Genomic DNA, 17,880 nt, shown 5'->3' with positions numbered 1-17,880 from the left:
CAACTCTATCTATTCATTATCAATACCGTCGCAGAGATGGCGATCGCTCTCACTCACATTTGGGTTAGTATTCAGATAGTCTCGTAGCCAATTGCAACCGTGCATCAAAAGATCCTCTAGAGACAAATTCCAGAGTTTTACCGTACCATCCTTACTAGCCGAAGCTATTATTTTACCATTTGGACTAAAGCTTACACTCTTAATTTCACCCTGATGTCCCTGAAAGGTGTGTACTAAATTACCAGTAACGCACCAGAGTTTCACTGTACTATCACTACTAGCCGAAGCAATCATTTTACCATCAGGGCTAAAACTGACACTATTAACCCAATCGCTATGTCCTTGAAAGGTGTGCAACACAGTCCCATCCAAACACCAAAGTTTTACTATTCCATCTGTATCAGCCGAAGCAATTATTTGACCGTCAGGACTGAAGCTTACACTTTTGATTCCACCTCGATGTCCCAGAAAGGTTTGTACTAGACTTCCATCCAAATGCCAAAGTTTTATAACTTGTTCACAGGCGGAGGCAATTATCTGACCATCAGGGCTAAAGCTTACACTTTTAACCCAATTACTATGTTGCTGCAAAGTTTGCACGACTGTGCCGTCTAAATGCCATAGTTTCACCGAAAGGTCATAGAGAGATGAGGAAGCAATTATGCTTCCATCAGGACTGAAGTTAACGCAACTGACTCCACCTCTATGTTCTTGAAAAGTTTGCACAACTGTCCCATCCAAATACCAAAGTTTCACTATACCTTTATCATCTGCTGAGGCAATCATTTGCCCATCAGGGCTGAAGCTGACACTATTAACCCAATCTTTATGTTCTTGAAAAGTTTGCACAACTGTCCCATCTAAATGCCAAAGTTTTACTGTATTATCATTGCTGGCTGAGGCGATTATTTTACCATTAGGGCTAAAGGTTATACTATTAATTCCATCGTTATGCCCCTGCAAGGTTTGAACTACTGTATTTTCTAAATACCAAAGTTTCACTACACCATCGTTGCTAGCTGAAGCAAGCCTCTGTCCATCTGGACTAAAGTTAACACTACGAATCCCATTATTATGTCCCTGGAAGGTTTGCACAACTTTGCCATCCAAACCCCAGAGTTTTACTGTGCTGTCTTTACTCGCTGAAGCTAATGTCTGACCATCAGGACTGAAGCTGACACAATAGACTTTATCGCTATGCTTTTGGAAAGTCCTCATAAGTTCGCCATCAATGTGCCAGAGTTTTACGGTATTATCCTCACTTGCGGAGGCAATTATTTGTCCATTTGGACTGAAGTTAACGCAGCTAACTCCACGGTTATGTCCCTGAAAGGTTTGCAATAGAGTACCATCTAAATACCAGAGTTTGATTGTATGGTCATGGCTAGCCGAAGCAATCATTTGACCATCAGGACTGAAGCTAACACAACTGACTCCACGGTTATGTCCCTGAAAGGTTTGAAATAGAGTACCATCCAAATGCCAAAGTGATACTATACCGTCGTAACTAGCTAAGGCAATCCTCTGACTATCGGGACTAAATCTCACACTATTAACGCCGTAACCACGCTCCTGGAATGTGTAAACTGAAGTCCCATCAATATGCCAAATTTTGGCGGTTCCTCCACTACTAGCTGAAGCAATCATCTGATTATTAGGACTGAAGCTTACACAATTGACTCCACGGTTATGTCCAGGCAAACTTTTTAATAAAATGCCATCTAAACTCCAAAGTTTTACTGTACTATCATCCCCAGCTGATGCAATTGTCTGACCATCAGGACTAAAGGTAACGCTATTGACTGCACCAAGATGACCATAAAAGCGATTACACTCTTTCACGGAGTAAATTGTTTGCCATAGTCTACCCAACGTTTGAATTTTTATTTCAGACGATACTTCTACGTCCTTCATTTTTTTACACGCCTTAACACTAGCTAATAATGCTCCTAGTTGATCATGAGATAACCATCGAGCTTCAGATAAAGCCGTTAAAGCTTCAATTTCAGCAATTTCTGCCCGTTGTCTTTCCTGCTTTTCTTTACGCAAAGCCTCTTCTTTCTCTTTTAACGCTTGTCTTAATTGAGCTTCAGTTAACTTTTGTTTCTCCCTTGCTTCTGCCAATTCCATCAACAATCCGAATTGTTGCTGCTTACGAATAAACTCAGCTAAATAATCATGAACTAATTGATAACGGTCATAAGGAGTTTCCGGCAACAAAAACACTAAACCCGAATCCACAAAAATCCTTAAGACCAAATCTAATTTACCCGCTTCCCTGGTTAAATCCGCTGCTAATCCCTCTAAATCCCGTTCCAATTCAGCGCGAGTCTTTAGCGGACGAGTCCCTTTTTCATCCGTCAGCAAATACAGCACTAATTCCGCCGCCTGCTTATTCTCAGCGCCACAATCTTCAACCACTTCCTCTAAATAGCGCTTAACTAATTCTTCTTTCGTTCCTAACTCCCGATACTCCGCTAACGTTTTAATATTGTCCGCCTGTAACTGCGCCCCCACAACTTGCAATTCAATCGGTAATATTTCCCCTGTTGTACCCGCCAAATCCTTAACCAGTTGGTCTATTAAAGCAGGTTCTAAATAAAAGCGCGATCGCGTGCTTAAATCTTCTATAATGGCTCTGGCATCGGCTGACGAAAAATTCCCTAATTCATACAACACATTCTTGCCGAGAATGTCATGACCAATCACACTCATGCTATCTAGGCGATTGCACTCTAACAAATAGTGCAAATAATCTTCCCGTAGTGACAGAATCACCTTCACGGATAAAATATTCAAACAGTCTGCCAAAAACCGCCAAAATAGTCGCCGTTCAGCCGCATTGGTATAAACAAAAAAGAATTCCTCAAACTGGTCAAAAATTAGCACTGTCCGCCGCTGACGCTGTTCATCCTTTCGTAACTGTTCCAGGAGTTTGGCATAAGGTGGATTGGGTTGAGACGTTATTGTTTTTTCCGACAGGTTATCGTCTAAACCTGGAGAATTGGGCGGGTTTTGTTGAGAGGTTGGTGGTTTTCCTGAAAGGTTATCGTCTAAATCCGCCCCTACTGGTTCATCGTCATTTAGTAACTGCTTTGCTAATTCCTCTATCCAATTCGTATAAACTCGGATTGCAATCGGAACATTCTTCTGAGTGCCAATAATGCTTTGCTTCAACGCTGGAACTAATCCCGCATTGACTAACGAACTTTTTCCGACACCAGAACGTCCATGAATAACAATTAACTTACAATCATTCCGTCCAATTCGTTCTAATAATCGTTCTAAATCTCGCTGTCGTCCAGAGGCGATAATTTCCGGCGCGACGGACTCTTGGTTATCTGTTTTGACTGAAATTTCTTGTTGATTTTTTAAGGAGAAAGAATTCAAAGCCTCTCTCCTTGCAGGAGAGAGGTTTGGCGAGAGGTTTTCCCGATCCCGTGACCAGTAAGAAGCATCTTCTCGGTGCGGTTGCAGTCGTCCCGCACCAATAAAAGCACGAATACCATATTGCTGTTCAATAGAACGCCGCTGTTGTTTTGTGGCAAACGCCGCTAAATATTGCCTGTTTTCAAAATAGAGATCTCGTAACTCTTCTAATATGCGAACGTAAACCAGCGGATGTCCAAAATCTCCTAATTCTCTCGCTTTAACTAAATGAGAAATCGCCCCTTGCTTATTGCCTAATTGTCGTTCAGCTTGAGCTAAAAATAGTAAATTTAATCCCTGAATCCAGCGCTTAGATTTTGGGAGTTGAGTGATAATCTCCTCCGCCTGCTGTGCGGCTTGACGCGCATCATCCCAGCGCTGTTTCTGTAAGGCGACTTCAGCTAAAAAGCTATAATCTTGAGCTAATTTACTGGTACTGCCATACTGTTGATGTAAAGGTAAAGCCTTTTTCGCTGCCTGTTCCAGTTCATCCCAGGCTTGCATCCGTTGCAGCACTCGTTCGAGTTGAGTAATGCATTTTGCTATTAAATCGGGGCGGTTTTCTTGGTCAAATATTTCTAGACATTCCTGTAAGTGAATCTTGGATGTTTGCCAGCTAATCGTCTGGTATTTTTTGCGGTCAGTTGTGCGATAGTGGTAGAGTCCAATATGAAATAAAACCAATCCAGCTTTTAATTTGGCATTAATCGGGGTGGATTGAATTTCGTTATCAAGTTCCCCGACTTTGGGGTCAATCGGGGCGAGTTTAGTGAGGTTATCGGTTTGATCCGATAAGTCATCAGTTAAACCTGCCCCTACCTGCTGCCAAAATGTTAAACTTTGCTGAAAATACTCTAATGCTTCGGGACTATCCCCACCATTTAACCCGCGAATAAACTGTAATCCCGCTTCAAGCTGGGGGTCTAAGTCTTGCACCCGATGGGGTAACTCTTTTAACGCCAAGTCAAGTTCTGAACGACTTAAGCACCCTTGATCTAAAACATCGGTTAACTTGTATAAGGATTGAGGTGAATTAACAGCTAACGCTGTCGTAAATAACGACTCGACATTCTGCTGGAGAACCGCAATTAACTCATCTGTGGGTATGGCGAATCGAGTGGTGGTTGTCCAACTCTCAAAATCGGGAGCAATTCTCAGAAACTTGACATGAACCGCGTCATTAATCCACAAAATAACTGGAAAAGGAAAATTTTTGCGAAACTCCTCCCGCACCTGATTGGTTGCCCTCAGCATATCATCTAAATTATCCACCGTAGCTAATCCAGATACCATCAAAGCAGCGGGCTTTTCCTGTCCTAATTGAGCGCAAATGGTCGAGTAAAGGGTTCGATCTGATTGTTTCAGGTGAATGACTCGAATATTCAGGGCGCATTGGTCTTGCACCTGCTGAATTAAACGGTCTTGCAAATACGCATAATTACAACGCGCTAGCATGATGTAAAATCGTCCTTCAGAGGCTTCAATTGCCCAGGTTAATTCCTCTAAGGCTTCTTGATTATCAATGGTACTCTCGTCTATATAGTTATCCATATTACATTTTATATAATGGAGGCTATTCTCTTAACCGTTTCCTTCTTGCTCCCCTCTCCCCTGGTGGGAGAGGGGCTGGGGGAGAGGGGTTAAGCTTAAGTTTACATGGATGATGGATGAAGCCCTTGCGCCCCTACCTCAAATATTATCCCTGCAACTCTTGAGCATCAACTAAAATCGGATTCACATCAAACCAAGACTCATCCTCATAATAATATTCAAACACCAGCCGACTGCGAATCAACAGTTCATAACCCTGATCATCACTCACCCATTTCCGTTGCTGCACTTGTCGCAATAACTCCCACTGATTATCCGATATTCTCAATGTCATTTCATTGCGATATTGTCGAACTAATTTGTCCAGTGTCGGGCGGGACAAGGGAAACGTCCGTTCCTTTTTAATCCAATCATTGAGTAACTTTAACAAATCGCGCACATGACCCCCACTCCGGTAGCAGAGATAGTCTAAGCTTTCCAAATTATCGAAGATTTCCGTACTATTTTCCAAACGTTCCTGTTCCGTTAAATCCGGAAATGCCCGCGCGAGAACCATCTGTCGCAGTAAACGGATTCCCGCTTGACAATCACTGCCATCTTTTAACTGTACCGGAACCATGGGTAAGATTTTCGGTCGTTCCGGAAACCGTTGCGTCAACACCCCATAATCATCGGAAAATTTCAGCGCCAAGGGCATGGTATAAACGAGATGACAGTGCAGCTTGGTTAAACATTCACTCTGATCCACAAACAAATAGTCCTGCTGTGGACGCCCCCAGGGTTTTGGGCTATTATCGATCCGATCCAGGTTATCGACAATCACAACTAACCCCTTTTTACCCTGCTGTTTCAGTTTGGCGATCGCAGGTTCGATCAGTTCCTGATTAATCACTTGCAAGAGTTGGGTTTTCTGGGGTCCGAGGTACTGATTCAGCCGCTGTCGCATCGTCGCATCACTTTTCGTCTTCGCGGTGATTTCGCCAATGCCAAACGCCAGGGACACCGTATCATTTTGAGAAACAACACCCACATCTCCCAGGTTAGGCACTCTAATTCTCACCCCCTGCACCTCGGCGTTTAACACCCTTGCAGCACCCTGTACCAGCGTCTGTAACCCCGTCAATTTACCGAGTTGAACCGTTGCCAAGCTTTGGGAAATCCGTCGTGCGATCGCCAATAGCACATCGCCAATATCCACATCCGCCATTTCCAAGTCTTCACTCGACTCAAAATAGACGACATGAAACCCATCTGCTTCTAATTCTGCCTTCAGTCGCAATAACTCTGTGGATTTGCCACAACCAATATGTCCGGTAAATAAGGCGCAGGTGGGTTCATCAGGGGAGAAAAAGGTAATATTATCCTTAAGTTCCTCAATAATCTTCCCCCCGCGTACCGGGGAAAAGTCGATATAAAATTTCTGGTCTTCCGGATTGTCTGCAACCAGCGTCCGGCTAGGGTTCGTTGCTTTAAAAAATGTCTGTAACTCTACCTTCATTTTCCCAGTTCCTTAGCATTTAAAGCATTATCCGATACCATAGCTTAGTTATGGGTCATTGGTCATTGGTCATTTGTCCTACTCAAGGGAGTGCCAAGCAAGCTACGTCTTTTGCCTACTCCCTTCTGTCTTGGAGGCTTCTGCCTTTATTGGTCTATTTGTCAGCAAAATGTTCACCTGCCTTGTCTCCACCGATAGTGTTAGTATTCAACCAAATAGTTCATGAGAACAAAAAATCCGACAACAATCGATAACAAATGTAAAAATACATCACGATTTAAGTTAGCCAAAAACAAGTTTTTGTCTTTAGAGTAATTTATCAGTATTTCAAAATATTCAGCTTGACAATGACCATAAAATCATGTATTGTTAATTATAAATTTATACATTTTTTTCTATGGAATATTTGAAGCACAACGAAATATACCTAGGTAAATCTGAGTGTAAAATGCTGGAAATTGAGCCAAATAGTGTGGCTCTGAGTTTTTGGTCACCTCCATACTTTGTAGGAAAAGATTACGAGAAGGAAGAGACGTTTGAGTCTTGGCAATCCTTACTACGCCAAGTCATTCACAATCATTATCAAATTCTAAAACCTGGTGGATTTTTAGTTATAAATATTGCTGACATTCTATGCTTCAAAGATAAATATATGCCAAGAATACAAGCCCTAAATATTTCTAATCAAAAATGTAAAGTTACGAGAGAGATGGTTTTAGAGGCTCGTCAAAAGCATCCTGATTATAATCGCTATGAACTCGCTAGCTTGCTGGGTTGTAGTGAGCAAACGATTGATAGGCGGTTGAATGGAAATAATATTCGTGGTGGAAAATACCAAGTGCAAACTAGAGTAAAACTCGTTGGCAATTATATTGAAAAATATGCGTATGAAGTAGGCATTTATTTGTATGATAAACGGGTTTGGGTTAAAGATCCCTCTTGGGTCAATAGTCAGTGGACGAGCAACACGCTTAAGGCAGTCAATGAATATGAAGATCTCTACATTTTCTGGAAGCCTGGAGAGTATGTCATTGATAGAAGAAAGCTATCGAAAGACGAGTGGAAAAGTTGGGGTTCAAGAGGACTTTGGTATATCAATAGTGTTAGAGTTAATGATGACCATGAAGCCAAATTCCCCGAGGAACTGGCAAGTCGGGTGATCCGTTTATTCAGTGAAGAAAACGACCTCATCTTAGATCCTTTTATGGGGAGTGGAACAACAGCCGTAGCTGCCATTAAACATAACCGCAACTATATTGGTATTGAAAAAGAAGCTAAATATGTAAAATTAGCCAAGAAGCGTATTAGAGAGCTATCTTCTTTTCAGTTAGAGCTAAATCTTGTTTAATTTAACAATCAATTTCTCTAAATCTCCAAGAATCTATTCTGCTGAGAATTTCAAAGCTTACTCGACAACGCCTTTTACGGGGATCTTTCTTCATTTCATCTTTACCCGGAAAAAATAAGTCAGGAAAATTCATTAAATAATGCGGTTGTTCGTGTAGCAAAAGACCATTAGGAACAGATGCAAAACTTATTCGACTCAAGGGCTGTCCTCCATCATCATTTCCTTCCAGAGATAGCATCCTGTAAACAGGCTTGACGATGATGATGACAACGGGAACAATTAAACCATCACTCAAAATATAAATTGGCGGAAGACTACAGTAAAACGGATGGTTAGCGCGTTTGCCAGTAGCCGTAATGATATCATTGCTAATGCCATCAGAAAACACCTCCCATCGCCCGCTTCCAGAAATTTGGTTATGTGACATGACAGCATGATCTTGATCATCTCTAGGTCCCACTGACTTAATCTCAAGAAATAGCCAGCACGAATTTGTCACGTCATTTGTGATTTGAGAAATTCTATAGTTTGATATGACTAACCTTAGATCAGATCCCGTGGGTAATCCTACATCAGAAATTTCAAAATTACATTCCAAAAGTCGAGGCAATTTGTCTCCAATGGTATGTTCTGCAACCTCAAGCCAGGGATATTGATCACCTATAGGTTGTCGTCCTCTTTCTTCAGGTGGATAATTCTGCCAAAAGGGATAAAGATAGCTAGCTTCATTGTAGTTGGCAATTATTTCAGCAAGATTTTGATGAACAGAGTTAAAAACTTCCTCAAGAACATATTTTTCAAGGTTAATTAACTGATTATAGTTTTGGATGAAGTAATTTCTTGCTGTCCTATAACTATTGTATTGAAATTGCCTAAACTGGTTAAACATCAGAGTTTTCTTTCAATAAATCAAGAGGTGAAACCCCTAAACTAACAGCTAGCTTTTCTAAAGTTTGTAGAGTAATGTTGCGTTCGCTACGCTCAATAGCACCGACATAGGTTCTATGCAAACCACACTTTCCTGCTAATTCTTCTTGAGAGATACCAATCTCTTGTCTTAACTTTCTCAAATTAGATGCAACAACTTGGTTAAGTCCCAAGAATCGTTTAACCATACATAATGGACAAATTATTTATCTGAATCACTTAACATTTCCGAAGCTTATCCAGATGCTACTTTTAAGTCTACAGACTATATATAGCATTAAAGTGTGGAAAGTCTCGCAATCAGCGAAAGTCGGGGCGGGTTTGGTCATATCTGGGTGCAACCGAAACGATCAGAGTGAAACTCGCCCCTACGCAATCCAAACTGGGATGAGAACCAAAAATCCTGCAACAATTGATAACAAGTGTAAAAATGGATCACGATCGCACTGATCAACCTCGTTATTTCTAGGATGGGTGAGTCTAACGTCCAAAATCCTACCAATCCATTCCTAGCCTTGAGTGAAACACCATGCCCAAATCTCCCAAATCCCTCAGCGGGAACCAAATCCGACAAAAGTTCCTAGACTTCTACGACAAACGGCAACACCAGGTTTTGCCGTCGGCTTCCTTAGTCCCGGATGATCCCACTGTGTTACTCACCATCGCCGGGATGTTACCCTTTAAGCCGATATTCCTGGGACAACGCCAGTCGGACTTTTCCCGCGCCACCACGTCGCAAAAATGTCTCCGCACCAATGATATTGAGAATGTGGGACGCACGGCGCGACACCATACTTTCTTTGAAATGCTGGGCAATTTTAGCTTTGGCGACTATTTTAAAGAACAAGCGATCGCGTGGGCATGGGAGTTATCTACGAACGTCTTTGAATTACCCCCAGAACGCCTGATTGTGAGTGTGTTTCGAGAGGATGACGAAGCCTTTGCCATCTGGCGGGATAAAATTGGTATCCCAGCCCATCGTATCCAGCGGATGGGCGAAGAAGATAACTTCTGGGCATCGGGTCCGACGGGTCCTTGTGGTCCCTGTTCAGAAATCTATTACGACTTCCACCCGGAAAAAGGGGACAAGGACATCGATTTAGAAGACGATACCCGGTTTATTGAGTACTATAACCTGGTGTTCATGCAATACAACCGGGATGCAGACGGGAATCTCACCCCCCTGCAAAATAAAAATATTGACACCGGGTTGGGATTAGAGAGGATGGCGCAAATCCTCCAGCAGGTTCCCAATAACTACGAAACGGATCTGATTTTCCCGATTATCAAGACGGCGGCTGAGATTGCTGAACTTGATTATGCCAAGAGTGACGAGAAAACCAAAGTCTCCCTGAAAGTGATTGGGGATCACATTCGCGCTGTAGTTCATCTGATTGCTGATGGAATTACCGCCTCGAATATTGGACGCGGCTATATCCTGCGCCGTTTAATCCGGCGAGTGGTGCGCCATGGGCGATTAATTGGCATTCAAGGGGAGTTTACCACCCAAGTCGCCGACACCGCGATCGCACTGGCTGAAGACACCTATCCGAATGTGCGGGAACGGAACGATGCGATTCAAGCCGAATTGCAACGCGAAGAATCGCAATTCCGCAAAACCCTCGCACGCGGCGAGAAGTTATTGGCAGATATTCTGGCGCAAAAGCCTGAGCAAATTTCCGGGAGGGATGCGTTTACTCTCTATGATACCCATGGTTTCCCCTTAGAATTAACCCAAGAAATTGCCGAAGAACATGGGTTAACGGTGGACATTGCTGGCTATGAAGCGGCGATGAAAGAACAGCAAGAAAACTCTCAAGCCGCCCACGAAACCGTTGACTTATTGGCACAAGGCAGTCTGGATGAAGTGACATCTGGAGTGGCGGCGACCGAATTTTTAGGATATACCGTACCTGCCACTACCGCCCAAGTGATGGCGCTAGTTGCAGAGGGCGAGTCGGTTGAATCAGCCCAGACGGGTACTGAGGTGCAAGTTGTTCTCGACCAAACCCCATTCTATGCCGAATCGGGGGGACAAATTGGCGATCGCGGTTATTTATCGGGCGATAATTTAGTAGTACGGATTGATGATGTCAAAAAAGAATCCGACTTCTTTGTCCATTTTGGTCGCGTGGAACGGGGAACCCTAAACTTAGGGGATACTGTTACCGCCCAAATTGACCGCGCCTGTCGCCGTCGCGCCCAAGCTAATCATACAGCGACTCATTTATTACAAGCGGCGCTGAAAAAGATTGTTGATCCGTCGATTTCCCAAGCGGGTTCTTTAGTGGCATTTGATCGGCTGCGGTTTGACTTCAATTGTTCCCGTTCCCTGACTTCAGAGGAATTAACCCAAATTGAGGATCAAATTAATACCTGGATAGCCGAAGCCCACGGCGCAGATGTGGCGATTATGCCCCTAACCGACGCCAAGGCAAAAGGTGCGATCGCCATGTTTGGGGAAAAGTATGCCGATGAGGTACGAGTGATTGATTTCCCCGGTGTTTCAATGGAACTCTGTGGCGGAACTCATGTGAATAACACCGCTGAAATTGGTGTGTTTAAAATTGTCGCTGAAACGGGCGTCGCGTCTGGGATTCGGCGCATTGAAGCCGTAGCGGGTCCTGCGGTATTGGATTATTTGAACCTGCGGGATAAAGTGGTCAAAGAATTAAGCGATCGCTTTAAAGTCAAACCTGAAGAAATCCCCGATCGAATTACCAATCTCCAGAACGAACTCAAAGCCTCTCAGAAAGAATTAGAAGCTGTAAAACAAGAATTGGCATTAGCCAAATCGGATCAGGTATTGAGTCAAGCGGAATCCGTGGGTGAGTTCAAGGTTTTAGTGGCAAATCTGGGAGACATTGAACCCGACGCCCTGAAAACCGCAGCGGAACGACTCCAGCAAAAACTGGGAGACAGTGCGGTTGTTTTAGGTTCGGTTCCCACAGAAGGAAAAGTTAGTTTAGTGGCGGCGTTTAGTGCCAAAATCTACAAAGACAAGCAACTACAAGCCGGTAAATTTATCGGTGGAATTGCCAAACTTTGCGGCGGTGGCGGTGGGGGACGCCCCAACTTAGCCCAAGCTGGGGGACGAGACGCCAGTAAGTTACCGGAAGCTTTGGATGCGGCAAAACGCCAGTTAATTGAACAGTTGCAGTAATCCTATCGGGTGGGCAATGCCCACCTCATACCAAGTTGCAGTCTCATGTAGAACTTTCTTTTTCTCCCTATCCCCACGTATTCTTGTAGCGTTTCTAGTTCGCTGTAGTCGGTGAATTTATCGCCTCGATCAAAAGCTTCAGTTTTATCTGAAAGTACCTCAATAATTAAGCAGGGGTAACGTTTAAAGTAGTCAAATTTGTAGTAACCGTTGTCTTTGGTTCTAATAGTGCCACATCAGAAACCCCTACCGTCCCTCGACAAAGGGGATAAGGGTCTGCCAAACTAGAAGATAATCTTGAGAATCTTCACTATGAATCGCCTGAGTAAAATCGCTTGGACAGGGGCAATTTTGGGCAGTATGGCGGGTTTAGTTTGGGTCGTCAACCTACCTTACCCAATGATCCGGCGTCCGGTAGCGCGGACTGCACCAATCTTATTATTACCCAGTTATATCCAGATGGATCATAACTATCGCCAAACCATTCGCAACGTTGAACAAGCCGATCAATTGATTAATAATTCAACCAGTGCCGCAGATTTCAGTTTAGGAGAAGAAAAAGTTAAGTTAGCCCAAACTCATCTTGACAAATTGCCGATTTGGTTCTTAGGCTATGAACCCAAATTTTACTGTAACTTATTTAGCTGTAGCTGGAAATTCACCCTTGATGAATTTGAAAGCGCTCGTACTAACGTCGCTCGTATGGAAGCCAAGGTATTCCAGGAGAAAAATGCTCAGATTGAACTAAAGAAAGCCGAAACTGCACTCAATCAAGCCAAACAGCAGTACCAGCAAGCCGCAACACTAACCGATAAACAAAATGCGATCGCATCGTGGCAAACTGCACTGGATCACATCGAGCAAATTCCCTCAGCTACCCTCGCCGGACAAACCGCTAAAACCAAGTTAATAGGGTATCAACGAGATTTTCAACAGGTTGTTGGCTTTGCGGCGGATAACCAGCGTACCGGTTCCCTGATTGGTGCGGCTCAAGAATTTGCTTTTGCGGCGGCTCAAGCGGCTCAAAATCCACCCCATACTGTCGCTGAATGGCAACAAATCCAGAAACTTTGGCAACAAGCGATCGCGCGATTGGAACAAATTCCTCTAGAGGATCAAGGTTATCTAGAAGCCCAAAAATTACTCGCTACCTATCAAACCAATTTAGGCGTTATCCAAACTCGCTCCTCGGCTGAGGCGGAATCAATGCAAGCCCTGGAAGAAGCTCAACGTCAAATTCAACGCTTACTTGCCAACACGCCTACTGATGCGACAATTGATCGGAATCTTACTATTAGTCAACTTCAGGGTATTATTAATCAACTCAATAAGGTACAATCAGGGACAACATCTTATTCAAAAGCTCAAGAGCTTTTGCGATCCGCTCAAACTAAACTTCAGCAACTTCAGCCGTAAAAACTCATTTGTCTTTTGTCAGGATTTGAGGCTAATGTACAAGTTTAACATTGTCACGTTAAACTGCCTTTGGTTGAAACCCAAAGCGCGAGTGGTTGGCAGGTGTCGGGGCTTATCCCAGTAAAATAATTGAATGAACCTTTAAAAATACAATCGCCTTGAAGCCAATTAAATTCTTACACCCTTTCCCCAAGCGACTCCTCGGATTCCTGCTTACGTTTCTCCTCCTCCTCATCCCCCTCCCCGCCTTCGCCGCCACTCCAGAACGTCAACCGTTAACCCTGGAACTCCTAGAAGAACGCCTAGAATCCCCGATTCAAAGCGAAGGCATTTCCACGATTGATCTGCGCCAGTTTGTTATTGATTTAACCAACGAGAATACAGACTTTCGGGATCAGTTTTACCAACACCTGCAAAGCAAGCTGACTCGTTCTCAAACCCCTCTCGCTTTAGACTTGAGTGAATCCTTGATTCAAGGAGAGTTTACGGCTAGCAAATTAGGCTTGCAAACCGCCCTCTCCCAAGCCACGTTGCCTTCCCTGTTAACTGACCAGGAACAAGAAAAATTAGCAAAAGATTCTCGCTTCATCACCGAATCCAGTGACCAAGTTCCCTCGGTTACAGTCTTTCGGGGGACTCTCAAGCTGAATCAAACTCGTCTAAGCGGTGCAATTAATTTCGCCAATACCTTCTTTCTGCAACGCTTAGAAGTCTCTGAGGCTGTGTTTATCCAGGAAGTCGATTGGTCAGGGAGTAGTTTTAGCCAATCTGTTGATTTTAGTAACACTACGTTTGGTCGAGATATTAACTTCAGCGGTGACACCTTCTTTGATAAGGCTGGGTTTACTCAGGTGGAGTTTAAAGGTATAGCCAATTTTAGTCGGTCTACGTTTCATGGGAATGGAAATTTTAGTCAGGCGGAATTTGTGCAGCTTGCCAATTTTACCGGAAGCCAATGGCTAGAAGATGCCGATTTTTCCCAAGTAATTTGGCGCGATCGCTGTTTGTTAAGTAAGAGTCGGTTTACTCAGTCGTTGTTACTCACCGAGGCGACGTGGGAAAAATCCACTAGCTTCCGGGGAAGTCAGTTCCAGCAACCGATTTTAATGCGGGATGCGAGTCTACTTGACCAAATGGATTTTAGTAATACCCGCTTTTCCCCTAATGCTTATGTTAAAGTCGCTGGGATGACCTTTGACTCCGACCAAGCTAAAATTTTTGGTGATGCGGGTCATGTGGGACAAATTCTATTCGTTCCCAAACTCGAAGGGAATGAAGATGTACTGCGGAATTTAGTCCGCAACTTTCGCGAACAAGAACAAATTCCCGATGCGAATTCCTTAGATTATCTCCGGGAACGATTACGACGAGAACAACTGTGGGGGCGTTTACTGGGTAGCATTCTCCAGTTAATGGGTCGCGAGGATATCACTGTGCGATCGCGCCATTGGCTAATTGATGCTCTGCACTGGGCGAAATTGAGTTTACTGCTACTATTAAGTGCCGATGGTACCAGTTTTGGCTTAGTGTTCGGCGTGGGAATGATTGCGATCGCGTATTTCGGATTGCTGTTTTGGTTGCTTGACCGTTGGCGGCGACGTTACCCTAAACCGATTCTACCCACCTCTATAGAAACAGTTTACATGGTGGGGAGTGGGGCGGCGGCTACTGTGGGCGGTGCGATCGCGATTTTTCAAACCAGTGAACAACCCTGGCTGACGCTATTGTGTTTGGCGGGACTTCTGTTTCCGATACCCCTATTGCTGGTGTGGCGACTGTATCGGCAAGGGCGTTATCATGATATGCTCAATGTCACCTATTTTGTTGAAGATGGGGGGATGCGGCAATTACGCCTCCTGATTGGACGCCTCCCGGTTATGCCTCGATTTGGCTTTTTCCGCGATCGTTATATGCCGATTCTTTGGGATCGTCGCTGGAATTGGCTGAATTATTATGACTTTAGTTTTAATAATTTACTCAAGTTTGGCTTTAATGATATTCGCTTGAGAGACGAACATATTCCCGGTATTATTAGTACATTGGCGTGGTATCAGTGGGGTTTGGGTCTTGCTTATATTGCCCTGTTATTATGGACACTTTCTCGTACTATTCCTGGGCTGAATTTATTGATTTATTTGAAATAATAACACTAATTTCAGCCCTTACATAAACGTAGCTTGCTTCTTTTCGGGAGCGAGTAAGCTGTTCGGCATTTAAACCGTAATGTCAATAATGGTGCAATCCTTGTAAGCTGTTCGGCATTTAAACCTTAATATCAATAACGGCGAAAGCCTTGTAGTAGTGCGTTAAGCGAAGCCATGCCGCAGGCTTTGCATCTTGCTCGCTACTAATACCCAATTTAAATGCATGACAGCTTATGACCAATGACCAATGACCAATGACCAATGACAAATATAAGATTATTTTTTTCGTTGTAAGCGTCTCACCAACTCATCAAACGGTTGCCAATTATCGTCGCGATCGATAGCTGCCCAAACCTCTTCAATAACAGGTCGTAGTAATGCGGTTTTCGGATTCTTCTCCTCTAACCGCTCAGCCATTTTCGCCAACTCATCCGTTGACAAATCCTGCAAAATATGATGATATAATTCGCGCCAAGTAGCTAACAACACTTGCTGTTCAGCCGACTGGCAAAACGAAACCTGCTCAAAAATTTGTGAGACATCATCGCGCCAACTCGGGTGAAACTGCTGGGTTAATTCGGTGAAAAAGGCATGATATCCTACCTGAGTTTCCTTTAACAACTCAATCGTCCTGCTCAATAACTCATTCCCTTGTGATTCATTCACTTGCTCAAATCCCAGCTTATTTAGCATTAACTGCCGATAAGCCTGATAATAGTGTTCCTCATAAGCCGCTAACCCAGCTTCCATATCAGCAACCGGAATCACCATGCCTAACGGTTGCTGCAACATTTCCAAATTCAACCGACAAATGCTCGGTTGATTGCCATAACAATAGCGTCCGTAATAGTCAAAATACGCCGCTGTAAACACAGGATTATAGGTGGGGATAAACGCATAAGGACCATAATCAAAACTTTCCCCCGTAATTGACATATTATCCGTATTTAAAACAGCATGACAAAAGCCTGCTGCCATCCATTGAGCCGCTAACTCTGCCACTCGTTTCACTAACTCGGCGTAAAATTGGCGATATTGCTCAACTCTATCCTGCTGTTGCAACAGATGCGGATAGTAATAATCAATGACATGATCAAGCAGCGTTTTAATTAAATCCCGACGCTTAAAATAGCGCAACCGTTCAAACGTGCCAAACCGGATATGAGAACGACTCATCCGTACCATCACCGATGAACGAGTGGGTGACGGTTCATCCCCTCGCCACAAATGTTCCCCGGTTTCAATCAAACTTAAACAGCGAGAGGTACGCACACCCAAACCATGCAACGCTTCCGCCGCCAGGACTTCCCGTACTCCACCTTTGAGAGTCAATCGACCATCCGCCCCCCTAGAATAGGGAGTTGTCCCAGAACCTTTCGTGCCAAAATCATACAGTTCGCCATCAGTTCCCCGCACCTGACCAAAGAGAAACCCGCGACCATCTCCCAATCTGGAATTATATTCGCCAAACTGATACCCGTGATAGCGCAAGGCTAAAAAGGGTCGTATGCCAACAAACTTACCAAACACCTGGATAAAATCCGCATCTGTCACCCTTTGCGGGTCTAACCCTAAAATTGGCAGCAGTTGGTCATTACGGAACCGCAGGTGATGACAGGGAAATTCGGCGGCGGCGACTTCATCAAAATAGTCATAGCCGAGGGATTCTAACGCTCTTTCGTATTCCAGGGAGAGAAACATATTGATATTGGTCATTGGTCATTGGTCATTGGTCATTTTTCTATACTAAATGCAGGAGAGTCTATTCATAAGAGTTCCCTGAAGCGAGGCTATGTGGAGAATCCAGCACATTGGCGGTATTCTAGTTACCGTGGATGTGATGAACGTCCTCTAATAACTGTTGAAACTAAATCCTGGAATGAACCATGCCTGATTCAATCATGTACCAAGAGGATGCTTATGTTGTTTTGGAAACGAATCAACCGGAGCAATTTCTCACACCTGAAGAGTTACTGGAAAAACTCAAAGCTATTTTATCAACACGGCAGGATAATTTACCCCGTGATTTACAGCATTTTTCCTCCGTGGAGGAGCAAGCCAAGTATTTAATGGAAACCTCCTGTGAATTGGATATGGAACCTGGAGAATATTTGCAATGGTATGTCGTGCGGCTAGAAAAGCCGTAGTGACCAAAGAACTCCCGACCTTAAACGTCTAGAGTTCATTTAAAATTGACTTTTTTAAATGAATCCCTAAAACACCCTCATTAATAGACGGGTTTGCTGTTTTAGGTCAATAAATACAGAAATTATTTGATTGTACAAAAGCCTTTTTCTACATCTGCATCTGCCCTGCTTCTATACCCTTTACTGGAATCTACCTATGGGTATATTTGGAAAATTACAGTTTTGTTTTAACTTAGAGAGAATGATTTAAGTTTGGG

At 43.7% G+C, this 17,880-nt stretch carries 10 protein-coding genes and 1 pseudogene; 5 read left to right on the top strand and 6 right to left on the bottom strand.

What is annotated here, in order from left to right:
- Window positions 1-9: 9 nt before the first annotated feature.
- A complete protein-coding gene (locus MC7420_RS24665) occupies window positions 10-4,980 on the bottom strand; it encodes a WD40 domain-containing protein (protein WP_006103790.1) in 4,971 nt (1,656 codons plus the stop codon).
- A 145-nt stretch (window positions 4,981-5,125) separates the two neighbouring features.
- Window positions 5,126-6,478, bottom strand: coding sequence for a P-loop NTPase fold protein (locus tag MC7420_RS24660; protein WP_006103834.1), 1,353 nt, complete (start codon window positions 6,476-6,478; stop codon window positions 5,126-5,128).
- A 397-nt stretch (window positions 6,479-6,875) separates the two neighbouring features.
- Between MC7420_RS24660 and MC7420_RS24655 the strand changes: the two genes are divergently transcribed.
- Window positions 6,876-7,826, top strand: coding sequence for a DNA-methyltransferase (locus MC7420_RS24655; protein WP_044209515.1), 951 nt, complete (start codon window positions 6,876-6,878; stop codon window positions 7,824-7,826).
- Window position 7,827: 1 nt separating this feature from the next.
- On the opposite strand, the gene MC7420_RS24650 is transcribed toward MC7420_RS24655, so the two are convergent.
- Window positions 7,828-8,715 (bottom strand): BglI family type II restriction endonuclease, encoded by an 888-nt coding sequence (locus tag MC7420_RS24650; protein ID WP_006103816.1) that lies wholly within the window; start codon window positions 8,713-8,715, stop codon window positions 7,828-7,830.
- On the bottom strand, window positions 8,708-8,941 hold the full coding sequence (locus MC7420_RS24645; RefSeq protein WP_044209512.1) for a helix-turn-helix domain-containing protein: 234 nt from the start codon (window positions 8,939-8,941) through the stop codon (window positions 8,708-8,710). Before MC7420_RS24645 ends, MC7420_RS24650 begins: the two co-directional genes overlap by 8 nt.
- 341 nt (window positions 8,942-9,282) lie before the next feature.
- Here MC7420_RS24645 and alaS point away from each other — a divergent pair, with 341 nt between their 5' ends.
- Window positions 9,283-11,916 (top strand): alanine--tRNA ligase, encoded by a 2,634-nt coding sequence (gene alaS, locus MC7420_RS24640; RefSeq protein ID WP_006103817.1) that lies wholly within the window; start codon window positions 9,283-9,285, stop codon window positions 11,914-11,916.
- Window positions 11,917-11,969: 53 nt separating this feature from the next.
- Here the strand turns inward: alaS and MC7420_RS38505 are convergent.
- A pseudogene (locus MC7420_RS38505) lies at window positions 11,970-12,113 on the bottom strand (Uma2 family endonuclease); the annotation flags it as partial.
- A gap of 100 nt (window positions 12,114-12,213) precedes the next feature.
- On the opposite strand from MC7420_RS38505, the gene MC7420_RS24635 reads away from it, so the two are divergent.
- Together MC7420_RS24635 and MC7420_RS24630 are read left to right on the top strand one after the other, a co-directional pair.
- Window positions 12,214-13,332, top strand: coding sequence for a hypothetical protein (locus MC7420_RS24635; RefSeq protein WP_198016550.1), 1,119 nt, complete (start codon window positions 12,214-12,216; stop codon window positions 13,330-13,332).
- A 158-nt stretch (window positions 13,333-13,490) separates the two neighbouring features.
- Window positions 13,491-15,476: a pentapeptide repeat-containing protein gene (locus MC7420_RS24630; RefSeq protein ID WP_006103846.1), complete on the top strand. Its 1,986-nt coding sequence runs from the start codon at window positions 13,491-13,493 to the stop codon at window positions 15,474-15,476.
- A 276-nt stretch (window positions 15,477-15,752) separates the two neighbouring features.
- Here the strand turns inward: MC7420_RS24630 and MC7420_RS24625 are convergent, their stop codons facing one another.
- Window positions 15,753-17,192, bottom strand: a complete 1,440-nt coding sequence (locus MC7420_RS24625) for a protein adenylyltransferase SelO (RefSeq protein WP_006103804.1) — start codon at window positions 17,190-17,192, stop codon at window positions 15,753-15,755.
- A 170-nt stretch (window positions 17,193-17,362) separates the two neighbouring features.
- Here MC7420_RS24625 and MC7420_RS24620 point away from each other — a divergent pair, with 170 nt between their 5' ends.
- On the top strand, window positions 17,363-17,623 hold the full coding sequence (locus MC7420_RS24620; RefSeq protein WP_006103855.1) for a chlororespiratory reduction protein 7: 261 nt from the start codon (window positions 17,363-17,365) through the stop codon (window positions 17,621-17,623).
- The last annotated feature ends 257 nt before the right edge of the window (window positions 17,624-17,880 follow it).

The organism is Coleofasciculus chthonoplastes PCC 7420 (assembly GCF_000155555.1).
Taxonomy (GTDB): domain Bacteria; phylum Cyanobacteriota; class Cyanobacteriia; order Cyanobacteriales; family Coleofasciculaceae; genus Coleofasciculus; species Coleofasciculus chthonoplastes_A.
This window is presented reverse-complemented; position numbering and strand designations above follow the sequence as displayed.